This window comes from Piscinibacter defluvii (genome assembly GCF_004011805.1).
Classification (GTDB): domain Bacteria; phylum Pseudomonadota; class Gammaproteobacteria; order Burkholderiales; family Burkholderiaceae_C; genus Piscinibacter; species Piscinibacter defluvii.
This window is the reverse complement of sequence record NZ_RCHJ01000003.1, coordinates 661,763-685,853: the sequence shown is the minus strand read 5'-3', so window position 1 is coordinate 685,853 and position 24,091 is coordinate 661,763. Positions and strand designations below refer to the sequence as shown.

General features: G+C 68.1%; 20 protein-coding genes and 1 pseudogene. 8 read left to right on the top strand and 13 right to left on the bottom strand.

Going from position 1 to position 24,091, the window contains the following annotated elements; genetic code table 11:
• Window positions 1-2,084 (bottom strand): coiled-coil domain-containing protein (locus tag D9C15_RS12760; RefSeq protein ID WP_127997792.1); only part of this gene is annotated, 2,084 nt, incomplete at its 3' end.
• Window positions 2,085-2,307: 223 nt separating this feature from the next.
• Between D9C15_RS12760 and D9C15_RS12755 the strand changes: the two genes are divergently transcribed.
• The 6 genes from D9C15_RS12755 to D9C15_RS12730 all read left to right on the top strand — a co-directional run bounded on the left by D9C15_RS12755 (window position 2,308) and on the right by D9C15_RS12730 (window position 8,138).
• Complete coding sequence (locus D9C15_RS12755) at window positions 2,308-2,559, top strand: hypothetical protein (RefSeq protein ID WP_199232326.1); 252 nt, start codon at window positions 2,308-2,310, stop codon at window positions 2,557-2,559.
• Window positions 2,560-2,566: 7 nt separating this feature from the next.
• Complete coding sequence (locus D9C15_RS12750; protein WP_127997791.1) at window positions 2,567-3,757, top strand: tyrosine-type recombinase/integrase; 1,191 nt, start codon at window positions 2,567-2,569, stop codon at window positions 3,755-3,757.
• On the top strand, window positions 3,754-5,496 hold the full coding sequence (locus tag D9C15_RS12745) for a site-specific integrase (protein WP_127997790.1): 1,743 nt from the start codon (window positions 3,754-3,756) through the stop codon (window positions 5,494-5,496). Before D9C15_RS12750 ends, D9C15_RS12745 begins: the two co-directional genes overlap by 4 nt.
• A 9-nt stretch (window positions 5,497-5,505) precedes the next feature.
• Window positions 5,506-7,401 carry a site-specific integrase gene (locus D9C15_RS12740; protein WP_127997789.1) on the top strand — a complete coding sequence of 632 codons (1,896 nt, stop codon included), beginning with the start codon at window positions 5,506-5,508 and terminating at the stop codon, window positions 7,399-7,401.
• Window positions 7,394-7,837 (top strand): hypothetical protein, encoded by a 444-nt coding sequence (locus tag D9C15_RS12735; protein WP_112190001.1) that lies wholly within the window; start codon window positions 7,394-7,396, stop codon window positions 7,835-7,837. Before D9C15_RS12740 ends, D9C15_RS12735 begins: the two co-directional genes overlap by 8 nt.
• Window positions 7,838-7,904: 67 nt before the next feature.
• A complete protein-coding gene (locus D9C15_RS12730) occupies window positions 7,905-8,138 on the top strand; it encodes a hypothetical protein (RefSeq protein ID WP_127997788.1) in 234 nt (77 codons plus the stop codon).
• A gap of 24 nt (window positions 8,139-8,162) precedes the next feature.
• On the opposite strand, the gene D9C15_RS12725 is transcribed toward D9C15_RS12730, so the two are convergent.
• From D9C15_RS12725 to merT, 5 genes are all read right to left on the bottom strand, one after another.
• Window positions 8,163-10,643 carry an AAA family ATPase gene (locus D9C15_RS12725; protein ID WP_112190002.1) on the bottom strand — a complete coding sequence of 827 codons (2,481 nt, stop codon included), beginning with the start codon at window positions 10,641-10,643 and terminating at the stop codon, window positions 8,163-8,165.
• A gap of 136 nt (window positions 10,644-10,779) precedes the next feature.
• Window positions 10,780-12,465 carry a mercury(II) reductase gene (merA, locus tag D9C15_RS12720; protein ID WP_112190003.1) on the bottom strand — a complete coding sequence of 562 codons (1,686 nt, stop codon included), beginning with the start codon at window positions 12,463-12,465 and terminating at the stop codon, window positions 10,780-10,782.
• Window positions 12,466-12,502: 37 nt separating this feature from the next.
• The gene (gene merC / locus D9C15_RS12715; RefSeq protein WP_112190004.1) at window positions 12,503-12,910 is read right to left on the bottom strand and encodes an organomercurial transporter MerC; all 408 of its coding nucleotides are present in this window, start codon (window positions 12,908-12,910) and stop codon (window positions 12,503-12,505) included.
• Window positions 12,911-12,935: 25 nt separating this feature from the next.
• Window positions 12,936-13,214 (bottom strand): mercury resistance system periplasmic binding protein MerP, encoded by a 279-nt coding sequence (gene merP / locus D9C15_RS12710; RefSeq protein ID WP_112190005.1) that lies wholly within the window; start codon window positions 13,212-13,214, stop codon window positions 12,936-12,938.
• Between the two features lie 13 nt (window positions 13,215-13,227).
• On the bottom strand, window positions 13,228-13,578 hold the full coding sequence (merT, locus tag D9C15_RS12705) for a mercuric ion transporter MerT (protein WP_112190006.1): 351 nt from the start codon (window positions 13,576-13,578) through the stop codon (window positions 13,228-13,230).
• A gap of 72 nt (window positions 13,579-13,650) precedes the next feature.
• Between merT and merR the strand changes: the two genes are divergently transcribed.
• Window positions 13,651-14,058, top strand: a complete 408-nt coding sequence (gene merR / locus D9C15_RS12700) for a mercury resistance transcriptional regulator MerR (RefSeq protein ID WP_112190007.1) — start codon at window positions 13,651-13,653, stop codon at window positions 14,056-14,058.
• A gap of 54 nt (window positions 14,059-14,112) precedes the next feature.
• Here merR and D9C15_RS33395 read toward each other — a convergent pair.
• The 5 genes and pseudogenes from D9C15_RS33395 to D9C15_RS12680 form a co-directional block, all read right to left on the bottom strand.
• Window positions 14,113-14,280, bottom strand: a pseudogene (locus D9C15_RS33395) (AAA family ATPase); the annotation flags it as partial.
• Window positions 14,277-15,629 carry a metallophosphoesterase family protein gene (locus D9C15_RS12695; protein ID WP_205854784.1) on the bottom strand — a complete coding sequence of 451 codons (1,353 nt, stop codon included), beginning with the start codon at window positions 15,627-15,629 and terminating at the stop codon, window positions 14,277-14,279. The pseudogene D9C15_RS33395 and the gene D9C15_RS12695, both read right to left, overlap by 4 nt.
• On the bottom strand, window positions 15,626-16,894 hold the full coding sequence (locus D9C15_RS12690) for a recombination directionality factor (RefSeq protein ID WP_127997787.1): 1,269 nt from the start codon (window positions 16,892-16,894) through the stop codon (window positions 15,626-15,628). Before D9C15_RS12690 ends, D9C15_RS12695 begins: the two co-directional genes overlap by 4 nt.
• A gap of 236 nt (window positions 16,895-17,130) precedes the next feature.
• Window positions 17,131-18,309, bottom strand: coding sequence for a putative sulfate/molybdate transporter (locus tag D9C15_RS12685; protein ID WP_127997786.1), 1,179 nt, complete (start codon window positions 18,307-18,309; stop codon window positions 17,131-17,133).
• Between the two features lie 199 nt (window positions 18,310-18,508).
• Window positions 18,509-19,717 (bottom strand): DUF1173 family protein, encoded by a 1,209-nt coding sequence (locus D9C15_RS12680; protein WP_127997785.1) that lies wholly within the window; start codon window positions 19,715-19,717, stop codon window positions 18,509-18,511.
• A gap of 307 nt (window positions 19,718-20,024) precedes the next feature.
• Here D9C15_RS12680 and D9C15_RS12675 point away from each other — a divergent pair, with 307 nt between their 5' ends.
• Complete coding sequence (locus tag D9C15_RS12675) at window positions 20,025-20,321, top strand: CopK family periplasmic copper-binding protein (protein ID WP_127997784.1); 297 nt, start codon at window positions 20,025-20,027, stop codon at window positions 20,319-20,321.
• Between the two features lie 114 nt (window positions 20,322-20,435).
• Here D9C15_RS12675 and D9C15_RS12670 read toward each other — a convergent pair whose 3' ends face one another.
• Together D9C15_RS12670 and D9C15_RS12665 are read right to left on the bottom strand one after the other, a co-directional pair.
• Window positions 20,436-20,891 carry a DUF411 domain-containing protein gene (locus D9C15_RS12670; protein WP_127997783.1) on the bottom strand — a complete coding sequence of 152 codons (456 nt, stop codon included), beginning with the start codon at window positions 20,889-20,891 and terminating at the stop codon, window positions 20,436-20,438.
• 10 nt (window positions 20,892-20,901) lie between these two features.
• Window positions 20,902-24,084, bottom strand: coding sequence for an efflux RND transporter permease subunit (locus D9C15_RS12665; protein ID WP_127997782.1), 3,183 nt, complete (start codon window positions 24,082-24,084; stop codon window positions 20,902-20,904).
• Window positions 24,085-24,091 lie beyond the last annotated feature (7 nt).

The following is a 24,091-nucleotide window of genomic DNA, read 5'->3' as shown; positions in this document are numbered from 1 at the left end:
CGCTGGCCAGACTGCGAACTCGGCATGTCCAGGTTCTCGGCATAGTGGATCTCATGCCGATCACGGCATGAGATCCACACCCGTTCGCCGCCGCTCATCAGCGCGACGCTCTTGGTGTTGCCTGACTCGCCGTCGTGCACTTCGATGTCGAACCCCTCGCGTGCCTCGCCCTTCGCTGTTTCGACCTGGGTGCGAATGGCCACCGTGAAACGCGCGCCGTAGCAGGCCAGCAGCAGGTCGTTGGCCAGTCCCGACAGCGCGGGGCCTGCATCCTCGATGGCCAGTGCGATGAGCCCGTCGTGGCTCATGCAGCGCGCGAACAGCAACCAGTCGGCCAGGCGGTTCTGCACGCGGTCGATGTGCGCGCCGAGCGCAGAACGCCGAGCCTCGTGGCGCGAACGCTCGGCGTCGGTGGCCTGGCGTTTGTGTACATCCGCGAGCGCCGCGGAGTGGGCGCGCTCCGCTGCGTCGAGGCTGCGCTGGGCCGATGTGACTTGCGCCGCCGCTTCCATCAGCCGTTGCACGTCGAAGCGTGGCGGCAGCGACGCCATCATCTGTTCGATGGCGACGGTTTCGGCGCGATGTGCCTCGCGCCGACTTTGCCTCTGCTGCGCGGATGCTTGCAGTCCGCCAGCGATGGCCTGCCGCTCGGTCCGCTCATCGTCCGATTCGCGGGCCGACTCGACCAACTGCAAGGCCTTCACTTCCCCCAGAAGTGCCGCGTGGTCCTCCTGGGCGCGCCCCAGATCGGCTTTGCGCCCGGCCAGCGCGCTCAGGGCGGTCGCCCTGCTCGCTGCGGCGGCGACACGCCGCTCGGCGTCTCGGAGCGCATCCGCGGCGCCCTGCCACTGCGCCGCCTGCCGCTCGATCGGCTCGATATCGCGCAGCACCTGCGCGCGTTCTTGCGCAAGACGTTCGATCTCGCCGCGCGCCGATGGCATCAAGGCGGCGGCCTCGCGGGCGTCACCCAGCAGCTGGCAGCGGCCTTGCAACGGCAGACCACTGCAGGGCACCGACTCGACAAGGCCGAACCGACGCGCGAGTTCCTGCGCTCGCAATGCAGCCTTTCCCGCCGCCTGCTCGATCGCGCCGAGTCGCTGCCTTGCATGGCTGCACGCATCGCGCGCCCGTGTCGCCTGCTCGACTCCGACTCGCGCCTGCGCCAAGCGCGCTTGCCATGCGGCGAGGACCCGCCGAGCGAGTGGCAGTCGACGCTCCGCGCGGGCGACACGCGCAGCATCGGCCACAAGCGCGGCGCAGCGACGCAGCCGGACCCCCGCCGCCTCGCGCCGCGTCTTGGCGCTTGCGATGCGCTCAGCGACCCGCCGATTCAGCCGTTCGGTGCGCTCGCGCAGGTCGTCCTGCAGTCGTTGCCACTCGGCTTCGGAACGCTGCAGGGTCGCCGCGGCCAGGCGCAGGCGGTCTTCGAGCCGCGTACGCTGCTCACCGATGGCGGTCGACTGCGACTGCTCGGCCAGCAGGCGAGCGTGGGCCACCCGGGCCACATCGCATTCGCTCCGTGCCGCGTCGCGGGCCTTCACCGCCACGATCACGGCCTGTTCCGCGCCGTGCAGCCGAGTGAGGTCGGCCTTCAACCTCGCCTCGTCGACGGCCAGTTCGGACTGCCGCATCCGCAGCGCGCTCAAGCCCGCCTTCAGTCCGCGAACGACCTCCTGCGCACGGCTGCCGAGTCGCCCGATCTCGTCCAGGCCAAGCAGGTCGGCGAGCAGCCCTTTGAACTCGGCGTTGCGGTACTGGCTCAGGTGGCGCCGTCCCTGCGCGGCGAACGCCGAAGTGAAGAAGGTTTCGGCGCTGCCGCAGATCGACTCCACGCAGCGCGAGTAGCTGTCGCAGCGGCCGTCCGACACGGTGCCGTCGGCGATCTCGGCGGGCCGCCACGCCCCGCCGTCCCAGGCGAGCAGATACGCCTCGGTCCGGCGCCGACCGCCGGACCGAATCACAAGCTGCGAGCGGTAGCGCCGCCCGTCCATCTCCCACACCAGCGTCTTCTCGCTTTCCGTCAGCACGACGTGGTCGTAGTACGAGAAGCCGCCGGGTGCGCCTGTCGACGCGCGCGACGGCATCAGCAGGTAGGGGTGTTAGGTTGCATTCGCGAGTGTCAACAGAGTTGGCTCGCTCGACGCCACGACCTACAGTTGTTCATGCCCGAGGAGCCCAAGCCTCTTTCAGAGGCGAGTAGCCCGGTGCGTCCCGCGTTTTCAGCAGCTTCAGCGGGGGTTCGACATGATGGTTGCGCGCCGATCTCGCAGGTCGTTCAGTGCCTCGACGTTGACACGGCTTCGTCAGATGCCGGCCAGCGACGCGCTCGCGCTGCTAGCCACCCACGTCAAGCCCGATTCGACCTATCAGCCCCTCAAGGATGAGCACAGCCGCCGCTGGCACGCCAGCACGGCACGCGGCGAGTTCGAGATCCTGACCACGGGCGTCAAGTGGTACGACACACGCGCGCACGCCGGTGGCGGCGGAGCCATCGACCTGGCGATGCACTTGCTCGGCGTGTCGTTCGTCGACGCTGTGAAGCGCTTTACCGCGAGGTAAGAGCGCCGTGGTCCAGATAGTCCGCAAGGCTTCGCTGCCGAGTCCGGCAGACCTGCCGGAACCCTTGGCGCAGCTTGCAGCACAGGCTTTGGCGACTTCGCTTCGCGAGCCGCGTCCTGCCGGTTTCCCGCTTCTTTTCACGAAGCAGTGGCAGTTGATCGAGCCCGCGGTCGCCTTCCTGCATGAGCACGCGATCCAGCGCGCGCACACCGCCGACACGCTCAGAACCTATACCGAGATCCTCTACGACTGGTTCGACACGCTCGAGCAGAACGACATCCCTTGGCACAAGGCGGATGCTGTCGACCTGGTTGCCTATCGCAACCGCATGATGTCGCAGCCCAGTCCGCACACCGGACGTGCGTACCGGACGACGACCATCAACCACCGGGTTCGCGGCGTGCTGCGGTTCTATGCTTGGGCGGTCCGCGCGCATTGGCTGAGCGAATCGGCGCTCGCGGACAAGACCCGCGACTTCGCTGTGTCGAGGCGGTACTCGCCGATCCGGACGCGCTACGCTGCGGACACCGAGCGCAGCATCTTCGTACTGCGGCAATACGAACCGCTGCCCCGCCCGCTGGTCTCCGGGCAGGCTCGCGAACTGCTCGCCTATCTCGCCCCGCCGTACGATCTGATGGCCCGCTGGCAGCTGTACACCGGGCTGCGGATCAGCGAACTCCTGCGGCTCGGCGTCGACGACATCAACGGCCGCCCCACCCCGCTCACGGCGCATCACACCATCGAGATCACGCGCAAGGGCCGCAAGCCGGGCTACGTGATTGCACCGGCCAGCCTGCTCGACGAGACCGATGGCTACATCTCGGGGCTTCGCTTCGCGTGGCTCAAGCGCGCGCGACGCAGGGGACGCGCCGCCCACCACCCGGCGTTGTTCGTCAACGCCCGCGGCGCACCGGTGAGCAAGAACGCCTACCAGCGCGCCGTCAGCCGGGCCGGCCTGGCCTGCGGCTTCAAGGTGACGACGCATCTGCTTCGCGCGACCTTCGCATGCATGCTGCTGGCCCGGCTCGAGTACTTGGCCAGCGAGGGCGCCAAGGTCAATCCACTGCTCGTGGTGAAGATCCTGCTCGGGCACGAGCACATCGAGACCACCGACCGGTACCTGCGTGCCGTCGCCGTCGACGCCTGCGTCCTCAAGGACGTGCTGGACACGCTGCTCGCGGGCAGCGCAGAGCCGTGAGTTCACGGCGCCCGCCGATTCCGCGGACCCTGGCCACCAGACCGCAGGCCGGAACGGGGCACGCGCCACAGCCGGCGCGCCACGACGCGGCTCGCCTGGTTCGCCACACGCTCATCGACTTCTCGTCGTTGCCGCTGCCAGCCGACGTGCGCCTGGCGCTCGCCCAGGCCTTCTGGGGCCATATCGGGGGCCATTCGGATCGCAGCATCGCCTCGTACTGGAAGTCGATACTGCCCTTCGCCCGGTTCGCCGCCGAATCGCAGTCCCTCAGATCGGTCGCCGACCTGGACCGCGCGATGCTGGTTCGCTACATCGAGTGGCTCAACGCGCAACGCTGTGCCGACGGCAGGATCTGGGCCCTCACCACGCAGGCCGCCGTCTATGGGGCATTGCGCCAGCTGCTGCGATGGCTTGAGCGGTGTCGGCCCGACTTGATCACCAGCATCGATTACCCCTTCTCGCCGTTCCCCAACAAGGCCGCCGCGCGGGCATCGCGCTCGACGCTTTCCGGTCGGCAGCTGCGCGCCATCCTCCAGGCCTGTGAGGATGAGATCGCCCAGATGCGCACGGCCCGCGAATCGGCTGCCCGTCAACGCGCCGCCGACGCAGACAAGCCCGGCACTCTCGGCTGGATCCTCGAACAGATCGATCAACGCCACGGAGGAATCATTCCGGACTGGCGCACGACCCAGGCCAGCGGCAATTTCTGGCTGCAGAAGGCCGTTCGCCGCTACGGCGGCGCCAAGCAACTGGCTCCCCTCCTGTACCCGCGCGCGGTTTCGCTGCTGCCGTACTACCTGGCGATCCTGATCCACACGGCCGGCAACCCCGAAGCCATCGCCGACCTCACTCGCGACTGCCTGCAGCCCCTGCCCTTGCTCGATGACCGCGAGTTGCTGGTGTGGTTCAAGGCTCGCGCGTCGCGCATCCAGCGCCGGACCTTTGACCGCGCCGACGCATTCGGGCCGCCGGCCCTGGTACGGGACATCCTGGCCTGGAACGAACGGCTGATCCCGCTGACCCCTCCCCCGCAGCGCAACCGGCTCTTCGTGTTCAAGGGGCAATTCACGGTCAACGCGATGTCGATCATCACGGTCCACCATCAGCTCGGCGCGTTCTGCGATCGCCATGGCTTGCCGCACTTCGCTCCGGCGAACATCCGGCCGAGCGTGCTGAGCTGCTTCTACCGCGCCAGCGGTGACCTGCTGCGCACCAAGGCCGTTGCGAACCACGCCAGCGTCGCCACGACGGTTCGTTACGTGCAAACGCCCCTGGTCGAAGCACAGAACCGCTCGCGCATCGCGGATCTTCAGGGTGCATTCATCGAGCACATCGAAGGGCGGTCGGGTCCGAGCCAGACGCGGTGCGACGCTGCGCCTGAACCATCGCCTCCCCCACGCGGCCGCGGTGTCACGCTGTTCGGCTTCGACTGCAAGGATCCATTCGCGGGCATCGCACCCGGTACTCGGCAGGGCGACCTCTGCGTGAACTTCATGGGCTGCTTCACCTGCCCGAACGCCGTCATCACGCCCGACCCGATGTCGCTGGCGCGCTTGCTTCAGGCGCGCGATCACCTGCGCGCCGCTGCGGCGACCCTGTACCCGGCTCGTTGGGAAGTACTCTATGCCCCGCAGCTGAGGATCCTGGAGGAAGACATCCTCCCGCGCTTCGGCTCCCGCGAGCTCGACGCCGGCCAGAGGCTGCAGGCGCAGCTTCCCCCGCTGCCTGACCTGCGGTGAGGTCGCGCCATGCAACCACGGCGATCCAGCGCGCTGAGAACTTCGGCCGGCACTACGCTCGGCACCTCTGACGATCGCCCATGGTTCCTGAAGAACTCGCGCTGGGAGGATTCGACCTGGATCCTTGCGCCCACCAATGCGCTCGAAGAGAGGCTGCCCGTGCGCCTGCACTGGGACTTTTCGGTCGAGGATGGCTGCAGTTTCACCGACGCGCGCCATGCCCCGCTGCTGCAAACCAGCAAGCGGCTGATCGCCCTCATACGCGGCCGCTCGCTGTACACGGGACTGCCGCTGCGGCCGAGTTCCGTCCTGAACTTCTTCCACACGCTGCGCCTGCTGGTGCGCTGGATGGACCTGGAAGGCCTCAGGCGCTTTGCCGACCTCGATCGGCCGGCGCTGCTGCAGTTCCAGCACCGGCTGTCGGTGTCTCCGACGTCCAGGCACTCGACACGCGCCGCCTCAACGGTGCAGCGGCACCTCGCCTTGTTCAACTACCTCTACCGCTGTCGCGCCGAACTCGGCGACGGTCTTTCGTTCGACCCGTTCCCGGGGAGCAACCATCACGAAGCCGCTGGCGCCCGGGAAGGACTGCGCCGGCCGTGGCCGTACACGCCGGACACTGTCTCGGTGGTGTTGCTGCAGGCCGCCGTCAAGATCGTGACGCACGACGCGGCGCATGTCCTGCAAGCCCGAGAGACCTATCGGCGCGTGATGGCGAGCGCAGCCGCGCCGCCCCACAGCTCAGCACCTGTCGGCCGGGCAACGAGGGCGCTGCGTCGGGCACGCGAGGGTACGTCGGGCGTCGAGCGGCCGGTGACGTCGGTGTCCGAACTCGTGCGGCGCATCGACATGCTCTACGCGGCGTGCTTCGTGGTCCTCTCCTACATGGTCGGTCCGCGTGTCAGCGAGATCCTCCACCTTCATGCCGGCTGCGTGCGGCGGCTGGTCGGCGATGCGGCCGGCGCACCCGTGAGCGTGATCGTCGGCAGCATCTTCAAGCGCCAGCCCGGCTACGATGGCTGTCCCCATGAATGGGTCGCACCGCCCGTGGCCGTCCAGGCGATCTCGGTGCTCGAGGCGCTGTCCGAGCCGCATCGCGCCCTCACGGCTCGCCCGGAACTGTGGCTGCGCCGGCGCCGTGGCAACGGCGCGTGGGAGTGGCACGAGGTGCAGCCCGAACTGCTGGAGATCGCGTCGGCCCCGCGCGTCAGCCATCTGCTGCGGCGCTTCGGCGCCGCGCTCGGCCTGTCGCACCTCGACAAGCCCTGGAGGCTGACGACGCATCAGGGGCGCAAGACCTTCGCCAGGTTTGCCGCGCTGCGCGACCGCAGCTGCCTCTTCGCGCTGGCTCAGCATCTTGGCCACCGCGAGCGCGCGCAGACCGACCACGGTTACGTCGGCAGCGACTATCGGCTCAACCAGGAGATCGACGCCGAGATCCTCAACCAGTCCGTCGCCGCGTGGGAGCACATGCTGGCGGCGCCCGGGCTCGGCGGGCGCGCGGGCGCCGAGATCGTCGCCAAGCGCCCGCGCTTTCGGGGCAGCCGCATGAAGCAGGACCTCAGGAGCTACGCCCGCTTGCTCGTCGACGCCGGCTTGGTGCTCGGCGTGTGCGACTGGGGCTACTGCGTCTACCGCGAGGAACACAGCGCCTGCCTCGGCAACGCGACCGGGCCCAATCCAGCCCGGCGCGAGCCCTCGACCTGCGCGCGCTGCCAGAACTTCGTCGTCTCGGCGCAGCACCGGCCGTACTGGCTCGAACAGGTGCGACGCAGCGAGAGGCTTCTCAACGAACCCGCCCTGCCGCTGCAGACGTTGCGCATCGTCCGCGCGCGCATGAACGAGGCCCGTGGCCTGCTGCGCGCGCTCGGCTCGGACACAGCCGAGGAGACTGATCATGCCTAGGAAGACGCCCGTCAGCTCCGCAGAACCGCCTGCTGCCCAGCGCCTGCATGACGCCCTGGCGGAGATGGTTCGCCAGCACGGCGCCGGCCTGTCGCCGCGCGAGCTGACCGCCAAGGCGCTTTGTGAGTCGGCCGGCATCTCGCGCAACGCGCTTTACCGGTACCACCGCGACGTGCTGCTGGCGCTGCACGACGCCCAGAGCCGCCACCGCGATCGGCCCGAGGCTGCGAAGCGCGTCGCCGCCCAGTTGCGCCGGGAGAATCGCGAACTGCGCGAACACCTCGCCAAGCTGGCCGCGCTGGTCGACCACTACTTCGCGGCTTGGCAAGAGACGCGGCTGCAGCTCGAGCGGCGCGATCGGGAGTTGGCCGACCTGCGCCGGATCCACAGGCCCCAGGTGATCCCATTGCAGCGCTCACCCGGGAACCGGAGTTGACCTTGACACGGGGACAAGGTCTACGCTGCAAGCAATGGGGCAGTGGTGTCCCGTATGGAGGTCTGCGATGAACTGCGACCTCGGATCGAACCTCGTGCTCGCGCGAGGACTGTTGCGGCTCTTCAAGCTGGCCGTGATCGATGGGCACCGTGGCGTAGCCGACCAACTGCTGTGTGCCCTGGAACGACTCGCCCGAAGCGATCCGGGATGCGAACCGATTCTCGATCATGCCTACCTGTGGAGCGTCGGTGGGCACGCCGGCGCAGCGCGTCTGCGCACGCCAGGGCCCGGGCCGCAGTGATCGATGCCGCTGCGACGCCATCGGCTACGCCAGCGACACGCACCGATCCGCATCGCACCCGTCCGCCCTCAGCGCGTCGATGTCGATCACGGCGTCCGCCATCGCCGTCAGCTCGGGGGTCTGCGAGATGAAGAACTCGCGCTCGTAGCCGCCCAGGCGCAGCACTTCCCGCTTCATCGCCATGAACATGCGTTTGCGCTGCGGATCCAGTGCGCCGTCTGCTTCGTCGGTGAACAGCGTCGTGTAGCGGCGCCCGGTGTTGCGGGCAAGGTACAACGCGATCGCCCGGGTCAGGCACAGCTCCACCAAGGTCCGCTCGCCGCCGCTCATCATGCTGACGCTCTTGCTGTCGCCGGTGTCGCCGTCGTGCACGACGATGTCGAAGCCCTCCTTCTGCTCGCCCTTGGACGTTTCCAGCAAGGTGTGGATGGACACCGTGAAGCGCGGTCCGTAGCAGGCCAGCAGCAGGTCGTTCCCCAGTGCCGACAGCGCAGGCCCCGCGTCGTCGATCGCCAGCGCGATCAGCCCGTCGTTGCTCATGCAGCGCGCGAAGAGGCTCCAGTTGCCCAGTTCATCCTCGACGCGGGCGCAATGCGCGCGCAGGCGTTCGCGACGTTCATCCAGCACGCCCTCTTGCTTGGCGACCTCGTCGAGCGTCTGCGCCTCGCGCACCGCCGTGAGCATCGACTGCTCGGCTGCGGCGAGCGCTTCCCGCGCGGCGCCCAGTGCCCGCGCAGCCTGCGCGACCTGCTGCTCGTCGAAGGCGGGAGGCAGCGACCCGAGCGCTTGATCCAGGCGCGCCAGCGCCGCGCCGGAGTGCGTGGTCTGAAGATCCCGTTGTTGCCCGATCGCCGCTCGCGCTGCGGCGATCTGTTGGCGCTCCGCGCGCTCGTCGGCGGTCTCGGCGGCGGCACCGTCACCCACCTCGGGCCCCAGCGCCTGCAGCTCCCGCTCGACCTCGACCAAGGTCGCCTGCGCCTGCGCGCACGCCTGGGCCTTCGAGCACATCACGGACAAGCGGTTCACCCGCTCGCGTGCGACGGTCTCGTGGAACTCGGCCTGCGCCAGGGCCTGCGGCGCGCCGGCCAGTGCCTCGTAGCGCTGGCGTGCGTCGGTGAGCTCCCGTTTCGCCTCGGACTTCTCGCCGGCCAGCCGAGCGACCTGCGCCTGGGCGTTCGGGATCAGCGCCTGCGCCTCGCGCGCATCACCCAGCAGCTTGCAACGCCCCTGCAGGTCCGTGCCGGCGCAAGGCACCTCGCCGGTCAATCCGAACCGGCGCGCCAGTTCCTCGGCCTTCAGCACGGCCCGACCCGCGTCCCGTTCGATGCCGGCGACGCGCTGCTCTGCAAGACGTACCGCCCCCTGGCACTGCGTCAGCTGATGAACCTGCTCGCGGCACGCCTGCGTGCGTGCACTGCGCTGCGTCTGCACGCGTTGCGCCAGCGGCAGGCGCCTTTCGGCGTGCCGCACCGCGCCGGCCTCGGCAAGCACCACCAGGCATCGCTGCCGGGACTGGCCCAAGGCCCGCCGCCGCTGTCGTTCCTGCTGCAATCGGCTGGCGACCCGCTGATCGAGGCGTTCCAGCCGCTGCTGCTCGGCCTGTTCCTGAGCATCGAGCGCGCGCAGCGCCTGAGTCGCGCTTGCCAGCGCGGCTTGCCGTTCGGCCACGAGCTGTGCCCGCCGGGCATCGGTAGCCTGCGACTGCTCGCGTTCGACCACCACGCGGGCGTGCCGCGCCTGGGCGGCCTCCAGGGCGGCCTGTGCCGCCGTCTTCGCGCGCTCGGCCGCCGACACACGATCGTCGGCGCCGTCGAGTTTTCGGCGCACCGCGTCGAGGCGCTGATCCTCCGCGTCGAGCCCGGCCAGTTCCTGACGCTGGGTTGCCAGTCCCGCTTTCAGCAGGCGGACGATTTCTGCGGCCTTCTGGCCCAGTTCCTGGATCTCCTCCTGCCCGAGCAGGTCGGCCAGCAGCGTCTTGATTTCAGCGTTGCGATAGGTGCTGAGCTGCCGTTTGCCTTGTGCGGCGAACACCGAGGTGAAGAACGTCTCGGCACTGCCGCAGAGGCTCTCGACGCAGCGCGTGTACGTCTCCACCCGGCCGTCGGACTGCATACCGTCATCGAGTTGCACCGGCCGCCAGCATCCGGCATCGTCGAGCGTGTGCAGGAACGCCTCGGTGCGGCGGCGGCCGTTGAGGCGGATGACGATCTGCGACCGATAGCATCGGCCCTCGTGCGCCCAGGTCAGGTCCTTCACGCTCTCGGGCAGGTAGACGTGGTCGTAGTAGGAGAAGCCGCCCGCACCGGCCAACGCGACCCGGCTTGGCAGTCCCATGAAGGGCGTGAGGCAGTCCATGATCGTCGACTTGCCGCTGCCGTTGGCGCCGACGATGGCGATCAGGTTGGCGCCGTCCGCCAGGCGCTCGAGGTCGAGGGTGATTTCGTCGCGGCCCAGGCCGTCGCGGATGCCGCGGAAGCCTTTGAGGGTGAGTCGGAGCGGCTGCATGGGATGCCTCGGAGTTGATCTCCGATCAGGCTCTCATGGCCGACGGCGCCTTCAACGGTTGTCAGGGACGACCGTTCACGAGCTTTGCCGCAGGTGGCGATGCTCCGCGACGTTCCTTGTTCAAGTCCCGCTGAGCTCAGCCGGCGCAGCACGACAGTTGCTTCACGTCCTTGGTGAAGGTCTGCGCCGCGAGCTTCAGGGCTTCGACCATCGTCAGGTACGGGAACAACTGGTTGGCGAGGTCGTGCACGCTCATGCCGGCACGGATGGCAATGGCGGCGGTCTGGATGACCTCGCCGGCTTCGGCGGCGACCGCCTGCACGCCCAGCAGCCGGCCGGTGCCCGCTTCGGCCACGAGCTTGATGAAGCCGCGCGTGTCGAAGTTGACCAGCGCGCGCGGCACGTTGTCGAGCGTCAACGTGCGGCTGTCGGTCTCGATCCGCCCCTGGTGCGCTTCGGCCTCGCTGAGACCAACCGTCGCGATCTGCGGATCGGTGAACACGACAGCCGGCATCGCGCGCAGGTCCAGTGCTGCATTGCCGCCAGCCATGTTGATCGCCGCCCGCGTGCCTGCGGCGGCCGCGACGTACACGAACTGGGGCTGATCGGTGCAGTCGCCTGCGGCATAGATGTTCGGTGCGCTGGTGCGCATGTGGCCGTCGACCACGATGGCGCCCCGACCGTCCACCTTCACGCCGGCGCCTTCGAGGTTGAGCGCGCCCGTGTTCGGCGTGCGTCCCGTGGCCACCAGCAGCCGGTCGGCGCGCAGTACCCCGTGGTTCGTCATCACCACGAATTCGCCGCCAGCATGAGCGACGCGGCTGGCTTGCGTCTGCTCGAGCACCTCGATGCCTTCCTCGCGGAACGCGGCGGTGAGTACCTCGCCGATGGCTGGGTCCTCGCGGAAGAACAGCTTGTTGCGCGCGAGGATCGTGACCTGGCTGCCCAGGCGCGCGAAGGCCTGAGCGAGTTCCACTGCGACGACGGACGAACCGATCACAACCAGCCGCGGCGACGTCTCGCTGCTGGCCAGCGCCTCGGTCGAGGTCCAGAACGGCGTGTCTGCGAGGCCAGGGATCGCCGGCACCGCCGCGCTGGCACCGGTAGCCACCAGACAGCGGTCGAACGGCACGACCCGCTCGCCGCCGTCGCGTAGGGTCACCGTCAACGAGTGGGCATCCGTGAAGCGCGCCGTGCCGTGCACGACCGTGATGGCCGGTGTGCCCTGCAGGATGCTCTCGTACTTACCGTGGCGCAGTTCGTCCACCCGCGCCTGCTGCTGCGCGAGCAGCCGGTCGCGCAGGATGATCGGCTCGGCAGCGGAGACGCCAGCGTCGAACGGGCTGCGTCGCCGCAGGTGCGCGACGTGCGCGGCGCGGATCAAGATCTTGGACGGCACGCAGCCGACGTTGACGCAGGTGCCGCCGATCGTGCCGCGTTCGATGAGCGTGACCCGCGCACCGCGTTCGACCGCCTTGAGCGCCGCGGCCATTGCGGCGCCGCCGCTGCCGATGACGGCAACGTGCGACGCATCGCCGCCGCTGCGCTCCTTCTGGCCACTGCCAAGCCAACTGCGTGCCCTATCGAGGAATCCGTCGCGCGACGGACCGGAGGCAGCCTCGGGCACGCGAGCGCGATATCCGGCGGCGGCCACGGCCGACACGAGCTCCGCCACGGGTGTGTCAGTCGCAAGGGTGAGGCGCGCCGTTCCGTTGGGGTAGGACACTTGCGCCGAACGCACACCAGGCACCTTCTCCAGGGCCTGGCGAACGTGCGCGGCGCACGACTCGCAGGTCATGCCGCTGATCGCGAGTTCGGTCATCGGAATGCCTTTCTGGTGGAGTCGCAGCGTGAAGGCTTCAGGCGTGCTTGGGCGGGACTGCGCAGCCATCCGGACCGCAGCGCCGGTTCGCCGGCGAGACGAAGTCCCACACCGACACCGCGACCATCGTCGCGAGGCCCACGTAGAGAAGCTTCTCGGCCACGGTGAAGCTGGCGACCAGCACGATGGCGGGGCCGACCATGCCCAGCACGCTGCGGTGCCACTGGCGGTGGTTGAACCAGCCCAGCGCGTTGGCCAGCAGCGCCAGCGCCGCGAACAGCGGCAGCAGCACGGTGACGAACACGGCCTCGAACTGGCTCAAGAAGCCGAGCCCGAGTGCTGCGCCAAGGCTGGCCAGGGCCGGGAAGCAAGCCCCGCAACCCATCGCCGAGACGATGCTGCCCAGCGCTCCGGCCTTGTCCGCGACCCGCGTCATGACGCTCATATTGTCCTCCTCGATCGCTGCGGCTTCAGCGCTTGACGGTGGACGGATAGCCCGCGTTCTCGGTCGCCGCGGTCAGCTTCTGCACGTTGGCCTTGGCATCGTCGAAGGTCACGATGGCCTGGCGCTTCTCGTAGCTCACGTCGACCTTGCTCACGCCGTCGACCTTCGAGATCGCCTTCTTCACCGTGATCGGACACGCCGCGCAGGTCATGCCCGGCACGTCCAGCGTCACGGTCTGCGGCGCTGCCTGGACACCGGCCGCGCCGGACATGGCGAGGGCCGCGATCAAGATCAGCTTCTTCATGGAGCACTCCTGGTCAGTAGAACAGCGGAAGGACATAGGGGAAGGCCAGCGCGATCAGCACCAGCACGGCCACGAACCAGAAGACGGCCTTGTAGGTGGACCGCACCTGGGGGATCGCGCACACCTCGCCCGGCTTGCACTGCTGCACCGGTCGATAGATGCGACGCCACGCGAAATACATGGCGACAAGCGCAGCGCCGATGAAGAACGGGCGATAGGGCTCCAGCGCCGTTAGGTTGCCGATCCACGCGCCGCTGAAGCCCAGGGCCACCAGCACGAGCGGGCCCAGGCAGCAGGTTGACGCGAGGAACGCGGCCAGTCCGCCGGCGAAGAGCGCACCACGCCCGGTCTGCGATTCCGTCATGCACTTTCCTCGGTGTGTCGGGGACACGATGGCGTAAGCTTATTTCCGTACTCATGTACGGAGTCAAGCGGGATGGACAGCGATCAGCAGGGACTGACGATCGGGGCCGTCGCCAAGGCGGCCGGGGTCAACGTGGAGACCGTGCGCTTCTACCAGCGCCGCGCGCTGCTACCCGAGCCGGACAAGCCCTACGGCCGCATTCGGCGCTATGAGGCGAAGGACGTGGCGCGGGTGCGGTTCGTGAAGGCCGCACAGCGCCTTGGCTTCAGCCTCGACGAGGTTGCGGGCTTGCTGAAACTGGACGACGGCACGCACTGTGACGAGGCGAGACAGCTCGCCGAAGCAAAGCTCGGCGATGTGCGCAAGAAGCTGAAAGACCTGCGCCGGATCGAGTCGGCGCTGGCCGTCCTCGTCCGCGACTGCTGCTCGATGCGGGGCAAGTTGTCGTGCCCGTTGATAACCACCCTGCAGAGGCAGTGAAACAAGTGAAACGCCGCGTGTTGGACGATTGTTGACGCAGCGAATTCAACATAAGGGGTGCAGGTTGTCCATCACGGTGGTCTTGCCGCGCCCATTGGCGCCCGCGATGGCCACCAGCGCAGCGCCGGGGGCCAGGCGTTCGAAGTCCAGCTCCAGCACGTCCCGCCCCATGCCGTCGCGTATGCCGCGAAAGCCCTTGAGCGTCAGCGAATGGACTCTCATGCGTGTGCTCCCGATGAAACCTCGAGGCAGTCTCCCGCGAGTTCCAACACCTTCAAGTCGCCTTCCGCTTCGGCGCCGGGATGCTGTGCACCTGCGGCGGTTGCCGCGCCCGGCTCGGCCAGTGCAGCGTCCACGATGTGTTGCGTCTCGTGCACCGCGAGCTCGTCGAGACACGACCACAGCGGCTCGGGTCGCGCGCCGACCGCGCCGGCCCAGGCCGCCACCTTGTCCCGCATCGCGCCGGCCTGGCCGATGCCGCCGGAGCGCACGCGCACCACCGGCAAGATGCGCCCTTCGAACTGCACGCCTGCGGCGACGGCCAGCAGTTCGCGCATCGCGGCGCGGTCGACGTCGTTGCGCTCCTCTTCGGGAACGCTCCAGCGCAGGCGCACCCAGGCCCCCGCGACCGGCTGCGCCACCAACGCGGCACGCAGTGTGGCGAGGTCCGGCTTGCCGTCGAAGCAGATGTCGACCGTGCGGCGCGCTGGCGTCGCTTCCAGGCGGCATGTGGCGGAGTCCGGCCCGACCTGCCAGAGCAGGAAGCCCTTGTCGCCTGCCTCGCCGTGGTGGAACCTGCCGATCGACCCGGCGTAGGCGATGCAGCGCCGTCCGCCGCCATCGTCGCGTTCCCAGCATTGGTGGCGGTGGATGTGACCCAGCAGCACCGCCTGCGCGCCCGCTTCGAACAGGCTGCCGGTGGTGAACTCGTGATCGAAGCCGGCCATCGGAACACCGTGCTCGGTGATGCAGCCGAACACTGTGCCGTGAGACACGAGCAAGGTCGGCAAGCCAAGCTGGCGCGCCATCGTGTGGTTCGATGCGAGCCCACGCAGCAGCGCCGCGACGTGTTCCCCGGTCGCGCCGGCAGCGTGGGCGGCCCCGAGGGCCGCGGCGACCACGGCGCGGTTCACCGATGGCAAGCAGGAAAAGAGCCCGACCAGGCCGTCCGGCAGCGCGTCGAAACTCCATCCTGGCGACACGACCCAATCGCCCCCGGCGGTCAGGCCCACCTGCCCGATCCGATCAGCCACGTGCACGGCATGGCGTCCGCCCAGTTCCCTGAACACGGACAGGGTTCCCGGCGGTTCGTGCGACCAGGTGCCTTGGAGCATCAGGACGGGGCAGTGGTCCGCCAGCCCCCGAACCCGCGACACGAGCGCCACCGCCGACGGCGAGTGCAGATCGAGCGCATGGTCGGTGCTGTCGCCGGAGATCACGGCCACGTCGACGCCGACGTCCACGGCACGCTCGATTGCAGCGCCAAAGCACCGATCCGCTTCGACCAGATTGCGCGGCCCGTAGTGCAGGTCGGAGAAGTGCGCCACGCGGAGGGCCGAGCGCGTAGTCATGACGCCTCCCGCAGCGCGGCGGCGACCTTGTCGACATAGCCCGGCGCATCGTTGCGGTGGCGGTCCAGTTCGTCCCAGGCCCGGCGCCGGCCCTGCGGGTTGAGTTTCCAGCCCGGCCCCCAGCGCCGCGCCGCATAGGCCTCGAAGTCGGCGGCAGAGACACCATGATCGCCGGCAAGCGCCAGCACCTTGTCCAGCGTCGGCTCGCCGCGAGACGGAACCCCATCGGCGTCCGCGACCTCGGCGGTTGCCGCGGTAGCGCCGGCGGGTTCGCCTTCGAGCACGCCGCAAGACGCATGCGCCTGCACGACGACGGCCTCGTCGTCCTCGCGGTCGCGCAACAGCGCGCTCACGTCCACCGGTGCCTCGAGGTCGATGATCCACTGCGGCACCCGCACCGCCCGGCCCTGCTCGTCGATGTGGCTGACCTCCATCAGCCGCTTGGACAGGTAGAACGGCGTGCGCTGGCGGTCGAGAAAGCCCGAAATGCGCCCGCCGCGCAGGAAGGCCACGGTCTCGAACTTCTGGATCGCCGCGTTCATCGCGTAGAAGCTGGTGGTGTGCAGTTCGAACGCGCTCAGCGAGCGGATGCCCGGCACGAAGAACAGGAAGCGGCCCGTCAGGTTGCATTCGCGCTGCTGGTATTCGCGGCAAGCCTCGGGCTCGCACACGCCGCCGTTGGCCTCGCGCATCACCGTCTTGCGCCCGCCGAACAGGCGCACCGCGCGCCGCCCCTGCGCGTCCACCGGCACCGGCGCGAGGCACATGCAGTGCCGCACGCGGCCATTGGGCGCGTACTCCGACCAGTAGCGCTTGTCGTGCGTTCCCCAGGCCGCCAGTTCGTGCGGCATCACGGTCTGCCACTGGTCGGACGGGAACACCACCGGGAAGCGGTACAGGTGCAGCCCCTCGCCGCGATCCTCGCCGTAGGCCTCGATCAGCTCACGTGCCAGCGCCGGGTTGCCGAAGTCCTGCGCGCGCACGGTGAACCACGGCACGTTGCGCGGGACCAGCGGATTCTTCAGCTGCGGCAAGGCCTCGGCGAGCGCCTGCTCGATGCGGTCGAACGAGTGGCCGTCGCGCAGTCCGCGCTCGTAGATTTCGCAGGCGCGCGGCTCGGCCGCGGCGCGCTTGGTCAGCACCTTGATGCCGGCGCGGATCTTCCCGGCGGTGGGGATGCGGGCGGTGCCCTGTCCGAGCAAGGTGGCCGGGGTCGAAGGGCCGCCGTGCAAGGTGACGGTGGGCAGTGCGGATGCGGCGGTCATGGCGGCGCTCCTTGGCGAGGCGTGCACCGGGACATCCCGGCAATTAATGCTCTCGCGGAAACGTGCCACTTCAAGGCGAGCGTCTGGCTATCCCAACTTGCCCTGACGACGTCCTGACGATAGTGGCCACCTGAACTTGGTGGACGCCCACACATCCCAGCAACGATGGGATGGCGGGTCATGCTGGACAGCAGGCCATTCAGGACATGGCGAGATGAAGAAGCCCTGACACAGCCTCAGATCCGCATCACCTTCGACCTCAAGCCTGCCTCCAATACGACTCCCACGATCACCCCAACCCCGGCGTTCCAAACCGAGACGGCGGCGGTGGTGAGCAGCACGGCGCGCGCTTCCTTGTCGCGGGCGCTCCCGGCCGTGCCAATGGTGAGTGAGAAGCCAGCGACGAAGAGCATGGCGCCCAGGGTACCGGCGGGCAGCAGGCTCAGCAGCGCGGTGAGTTGGCCGCTGGCGTACAAGCCCGCAAGCAGCAACACGCTGCCGAGGAAGATGGGCGCGCGACCGGTTCTTGCGCCGCAGGCTACTTGCGCGGCCATGCCGCCCGCGCCGAAGCACATGGGTGGCGCGCCCAACCCGCCGGCCAGCAGGTTCATCAGGCCGGTGCCGCGAGCGGCTCGGCTTTCGTCAACCGCGACGGCGGGGAACAGGCGGCGCGTTTCGGCCACGATGCCGAGAATCGCATTGCCGAAGGTCAGCGGTATTTGTGCCGCGGCCAAGCTGATGGCAGCGAACCAGACACCGGATTGGTTGAACGCTGGCCACTGTGGCTCGGGCAGGTGCAGCGCCCAGGGTGTGTCGGCCAGCGTCTGTACAAGATCGGGCTGGCGCCATGCGCCGACCGACCACCCGACAGCCATGAGCGCCGGCATGGTGAGCCAGCCGCCACGGCCGAGCAAAATCAGCGCAAGCACCACCGACGCCGCACCCAACACCGCGTCGCCCTCGATGCGGCGCAGTCCAGCGATGATGAGAGCGATACCCAGGCCGAGCACCACGCCGTGGGTCACGTCGCGCGAGACGTAGCGGGACAGCCAGTGCGCTAGGCCACTCCAGGCGGCGATCAACCAGAACACCCCGGTAATCAGCGCGGCAAGCGCAAGTACCGCGGGCATGTTCTGCCCTGACACCACAGCGCTGGCCAGCGCCGCTGCGCCCACAGCCTTCATGGGTTGCACCGGGAATGGAATGCCGAAGCGCCAGCCAACGACGATCATGCTCAGCCCAAACGCCAGCAGGATGGATGTCGGGTGCACGCCCGTCACCACGATGAAGCCGACCAGGAAGGGCAGCAGGGTGCCCAGGTCGCCCAGCGCGCCGCCGAGATCGCCGCGCCAGCTGGCATTCGAGAGTTCGTATGGTGCGGTCAGTACTTCGCTGGTCTCGGGGGCGGCTTTCATGCGGGCGATTTTCCTGCATTGCGTCGTAGGGCTTCAGCCAGCGCGAGGGTTTTCTCACTCCATCGTGCAGGTGGCTGCTATGGGAGCCTCTGTGGACCTGCAGGCACACAGTTCCTCTGCTATGTCGCGGGGTGCGACTTTTGAAGGTGGATTGACCGGACGCTCACGCTTTAAGTGTGCCGGTTCAGGTGCACCGCGTTCAAGTTCGCCGCGGTGCGGCCGGCGGCAGCGCCGGCATCGGCTCGTCGGTGGACCACACCCAGCCGCCGCCCGCTGCGCGCAGCGTGGCGGCCTTGGCCTCACGCTCGCGTCGGGTCATGAAGGGGCTGAGGACATGCAGCGGCAGCGGCACGGCGCCCGTGTCCAGCAGCAGCGCGTTGGCGAACGCGGCTGCGCAGCGCGCGTCGTAACGCAGCGGCTTCACGAAGTACCGCCCCGCATCGATGAGCGCCTGCAGCAGCGGCAGTTCATGCACGCCTTCGACCGGGATCCACTGATCGCTGGCCAGCAGCAGGGTCGCGGTGTCGATCTCGTAGGTGTGTTCGCGCCGCGCGCGTATCAGGGCCGTGATCACCGCGCGCACACGCTGGCCATGATCGGCGTCACGAGCTTCAAGTACCGCCGCATAGGTCTTCGCGATCCGTTCCCAGGTCTTCGCCGACGCCAGCAGCGGCGCGTCGGGCATGTGTTTCAACCAGATCCGGTAGCCGCCCGGGCAGGCCTCGGCCGCCTTGAACTCCGCCACCGCCACCGCCAGCGGCGCCACGCCATCGTGCGGCCGCAACACCCCCAGGCGTTCTCGGCGGCGCTGCGCCGCTTCCGCATGCGTCGCTTCGTTGAACTGCTCGGGCACGTACAGGCGCTCGCCGAGGACGATGCCCTTCGCCCTCACCTGCTCGGCGGCGCGCTGCAGGTACTTGTGCAGTACGCCCTGCGATCGTTTGCCGGCCATCGCCGGCGACCAGCGGTTGAAGCCCGCGCGCTCGAACAGGAAATGCGTCAGCGCGCGCAGGCTCATGCGGCGCCGCGGCGCCTCGATCTCGCCCGGGTCATCGTCCGCGCGCCCGCCCGGCGCGCGGCCACCAGCCTGACGGCTCCACGCGAAGTCGACCCGCAGTTCCACCGCGCCCTCGGACTCCAGCACCGCGTCCCCCACCAGTTCGCCCAGACCCGATTGCTGCGGTGACGGCTCGAACGACGCGCAGGAAGGATGGTGCTGGCTGCCGGTGTCGGGCATGCGCTTGGCCTGGTAGCGGCGGTGAAAGGCCACGTACATCTCGACGCCGCCGGGCACGCACAGGCAGCGCGGGCGCTCCAGTGTTTCGTAGACAGCAGACAGCGCATCCTGAATCGCTGGGTCGTCGGGCTCCAGGATGCGGCCTCGGATCGACAATCGCTGGGTGTCCATGAGGCCCGATGGTTCAGGCCCCTGCTCCCAGTGCACCAGCCCGAAACGCAACGCGATTGGGGGGTCAATCGCGATCAGCCGTCATTCGGCTTAGCAAGAACGGGGTCGTGGCCTGAACGGCGGCGATACCGTGAAGCCAGGCAGTGTGACGTCGTGAGACGGATGCCGCGCATTGCGCGGCCGCGGTGAGTTCTTCCTGGAGAAGATGACTGGGCCGTCATGCCAGCGTCTGCGAACTGTCAGTACGCGAGGGCTAGATTCTCCGACGTGCATGGGCCCCACCATGCACCACCATACGGAGGTAGCCATGAAGCTGAGCGTCGCCCAAGTCGCTGCAATCGCAGTCATTTCAGCAGTCGCAACTTCGCCCGCTCACGCCGGCCATGCTGCCCGGGAGGCGGCCAAGCAGGTGATCGCTCTTGCCGATGGTGGGGCGCTCTACCTGTTCGACGACGGCCTCATGGCGAAGGAGGACCGCTATGGACGAGCGACCAGCGTGAAAGTCGGGACGCTGATCGAAACGAAGGACGGGCGCAAGATCACCATGACCAGCAATGAGGTCGCCAGGCTGAGCCAACTGCTGGACCTGGACCACCGCGGATAGCGCACGCGACGATCGACGTCGCCTTCTGGGCAGCCCGAGGGCGCGAGTTCACGACTGGCCTGAACGGACGCACACGGACGCGCGCTCACGCGCCACCCAGGAGCCCGGAAGCAGTCAGCCAGGATAGCTGGCAAACGTCGAAGCCTGCCCGGCAAGGTCGATCAGGAGTACCTGATAGGGCTGGGAGCGGCCCGGAACCGCCATGCCGGGCGCTGACACGGGCATGCCGGGTACCGACAGCCCCAAGGCCTTCGGCCTGGTTGCCAGCAGTCGCTCCATCTCTGCGGCTGGCACATGTCCTTCGATCACGTAGCCGCCGACGAGCGCCGTATGGCAGCTGCCAAAACGGTCGGGCATGCCCAGGCGCCGGCGTTCGGCCGACGCGTTGTGCACGTCCAGCACGGTGACCTTGAATCCGGCCTCGCGAAGGTGTCCCACCCATACCGCGCAACAACCGCAGGTGCGGCTCTTGAACACCTGTACTTCGGCCTTCGGGGTCGCCGCCCGCGCCAGGCCTGGCAATGACACGCCGATCGCTACCAGCCTCTCCAGAAGTGCTCTGCGTCTCATGGCACCGTCCTCACGCGGCCGCCGAAGGGCCCAAGGCTTCCTGTGTGGAAGGGGCCTGCGCAGAACGCGCTTCCCTCCTGAGCTGCCATTGCTTGACCAGCGCGTAGAGCGCCGGGATCACCCCGAGCGTCAGTACGGTCGATGAGATCATGCCGCCGACCATCGGCGCGGCGATGCGGCTCATGACCTCCGAGCCGGTGCCGGTGCCCCACATGATCGGCAGCAGGCCGGCCATGATGGCCACCACCGTCATCATCTTCGGACGGACGCGCTCGACCGCCCCCTCCATCACCGCGCCGTACAGGTCGGCCGGGCCCGGCAAGCGCCCTTCGGCGCGGCAGCGCTCCCGGGCCTCGGCCCAGGCGTGGTCGAGGTAGATCAACATCACGACGCCGGTTTCCGCCGCGACCCCGGCCAATGCGATGAAGCCGACGGCAACGGCCACCGACAGGTTGTAGCCCAGCCACCACATCAGCCACACGCCACCGACCAGGGCGAAGGGCACCGACAGCATCACGATCAACGTCTCCGTCAACCGCCTGAAGTTCAGGTAGAGCAGCAGGAAGATCGTCAGCAAGGTCACCGGGATGACGACCTTCATCTTTTCGACGGCACGCTCCATGTACTCGAACTGGCCGCTCCAGGTGATGTAGTAGCCCGGCGGGAACTTCACCTGATCGGCCACCGCCTTGCGGGCGTCCGCGACGTACGAACCGATGTCGCGGTCACGAATGTCCACGAAGATGTACGCGGACAGCAACGCGTTCTCGGTGCGGATGCCCGGCGTGCCGCGCGCCACGCTGACTCTGGCGACCTGCCCCAGCGGCACCATCGCACCGCCCATCGTGGGCACCAGCACTTCGCGCTCGATCTGTTCCGGGTGGGTGCGCAACTCGCGCGGGTATCGCACCGTCACGCCGAAGCGTTCACGCCCCTCGACCGTCGTCGTGACCATCTCGCCACCGAGCGCAGTCCCGATGATGTCCTGCAGTTCACCGACCGACAGGCCGTAGCGGGCCAGTGCCTCGCGGTTGGGTTCGATGTTCAGGTAGCTGCCACCCGTCAGGCGTTCCGCGAAGGCCGAAGTCGTGCCGGGCACTGCCTTGACCACCGCTTCGATCTCCTTGGCGAGTTTTTCCATCTCGCCGAGATCCTTGCCGAAGACCTTGATGCCGATCGGCGTGCGAATGCCGGTGGAGAGCATGTCGATGCGTGCCTTGATCGGCATCGTCCAGGCATTCGACACGCCCGGGAACTGCAGCGCCTTGTCCATCTCGGAGATCAGCTTGTCGGTGGTCATTCCCGGCCGCCACTCTTCCTGCGGCTTCAGATTGATCACCGTCTCGAACATCTCGATGGGGGCGGGGTCGGTCGCGGTGTTCGCACGGCCCGCCTTGCCGTATACCGAACTGACCTCCGGGAAGCTCTTGATGATCTTGTCCTGGGTCTGCAACACCTCGGCTGCTTTGGTGATCGACATGCCAGGGAGCGACGCCGGCATGTACAGCAGCGTGCCCTCGTTGAGCGTCGGCATGAACTCGCTGCCGAGCTTGGAGGCAGGGAAGTACGTCAAAGCCATGGCGATGACGGCCAGCGCAATCGTCACCTTCTTCCAGCGCATCACGCCGGCAATGATCGGGCGGTAGACCCAGATCATGAAACGGTTCAGCGGATTCTTCGCTTCCGGCATGATCTTGCCGCGGATGAACAACATCATCAGCACGGGCACCAGCGTCACCGACAGCAGCGCCGCACCGGCCATCGAGAACGTCTTGGTGTAGGCCAGCGGTGCGAAGAGCCGCCCTTCCTGCGACTCGAGCGTGAAGACCGGCAGGAACGAGACGGTGATGATCAACAGCGAGAAGAAGAGCGCCGGCCCGACCTCCTTGCAGGCGTCCAGCATCGCGTCGGCACGCTGCTTGACGGTGTGGACAGCCGGCAGCCGCTCGAGGTGCTTGTGCGCGTTCTCGATCATCACGATCGCCGCGTCGACCATTGCCCCGATGGCGATCGCGATGCCACCCAGGCTCATGAGGTTGGAGTTCATGCCCAACAGCTTCATCGCGATGAACGAGATGAGCACACCCACCGGCAGCATGAGGATGGCGACCAGCGCCGAGCGTACGTGCATCAGGAACACGACGCAGACCACGGCGACGATCAGGCTCTCCTCGATCAGCGTCCGCTTGAGCGTGTCGATGGCCCGATGGATCAGGTCCGACCGGTCGTAGACGGCCTGGATCGACACGCCATCCGGCAGGCCCGCGGAGATCTCCGTCACCTTGGCCTTCAGGTTGTGGATCACCTCCAGCGCGTTCTGACCGAAACGCGACATCGCGATGCCGGAGACGACCTCGCCTTCGCCGTTCAGCTCCGACAGCCCGCGCCGCTCGTCGGGCGCCATCTCGACACGTGCGACGTCCCGGATCAGCACCGGCGTGCCGCCCTCGCTCTTGAGCACCAGGGTCTCGATGTCGTTCTTGCCGCGCAGATAGCCCTTGCCGCGGACCATGAACTCGGTCTCGGCCATCTCGACCACGCGGCCGCCCACGTCGCGGTTGGAGTCGCGGATGACCTGAGACAGCTTCATCAGCGGGATGCCGTAGCTGCGCAGCTTGAGCGGATCGACCGTGACCTGGTAGGTCTGCACGAAGCCGCCGAGCGAAGCGACCTCGGCGACGCCAGGCGCCTTGGTGAGCTGGTAGCGTACGTACCAGTCCTGGATGGTGCGAAGTTCGGCGAGCGTGCGGTCCTTGGCCAGCAGCACGTACTGGTACACCCAGCCGACGCCGGTGGCATCGGGCCCGAGCGAAGGCGACACCCCCTTGGGCAGTCGCCCGGACGCGAAGTTCAGGTACTCCAGCACCCGGCTGCGCGCCCAGTAGATGTCGGTCCCGTCCTCGAAGATGACGTAGACGAACGAGGCCCCGAAGAACGAGAAGCCGCGCACGACCTTCGACTTCGGCACTGCCAGCATCGCGGTGGTCAGCGGGTAGGTCACCTGGTCCTCGACCACCTGTGGCGCCTGGCCGGGGTACTCGGTGTAGACGATGACCTGCACGTCGGACAGGTCGGGCAAGGCGTCCAGCGGCGTCTTCAGCACCGCAAGAATGCCGCCGATGACGATGAACAGTGTCGCGAGCAGGACCAGGAAGGGATTCCTTCCGGACCACTGGATGATCTTGGACAGCATGGCGCCC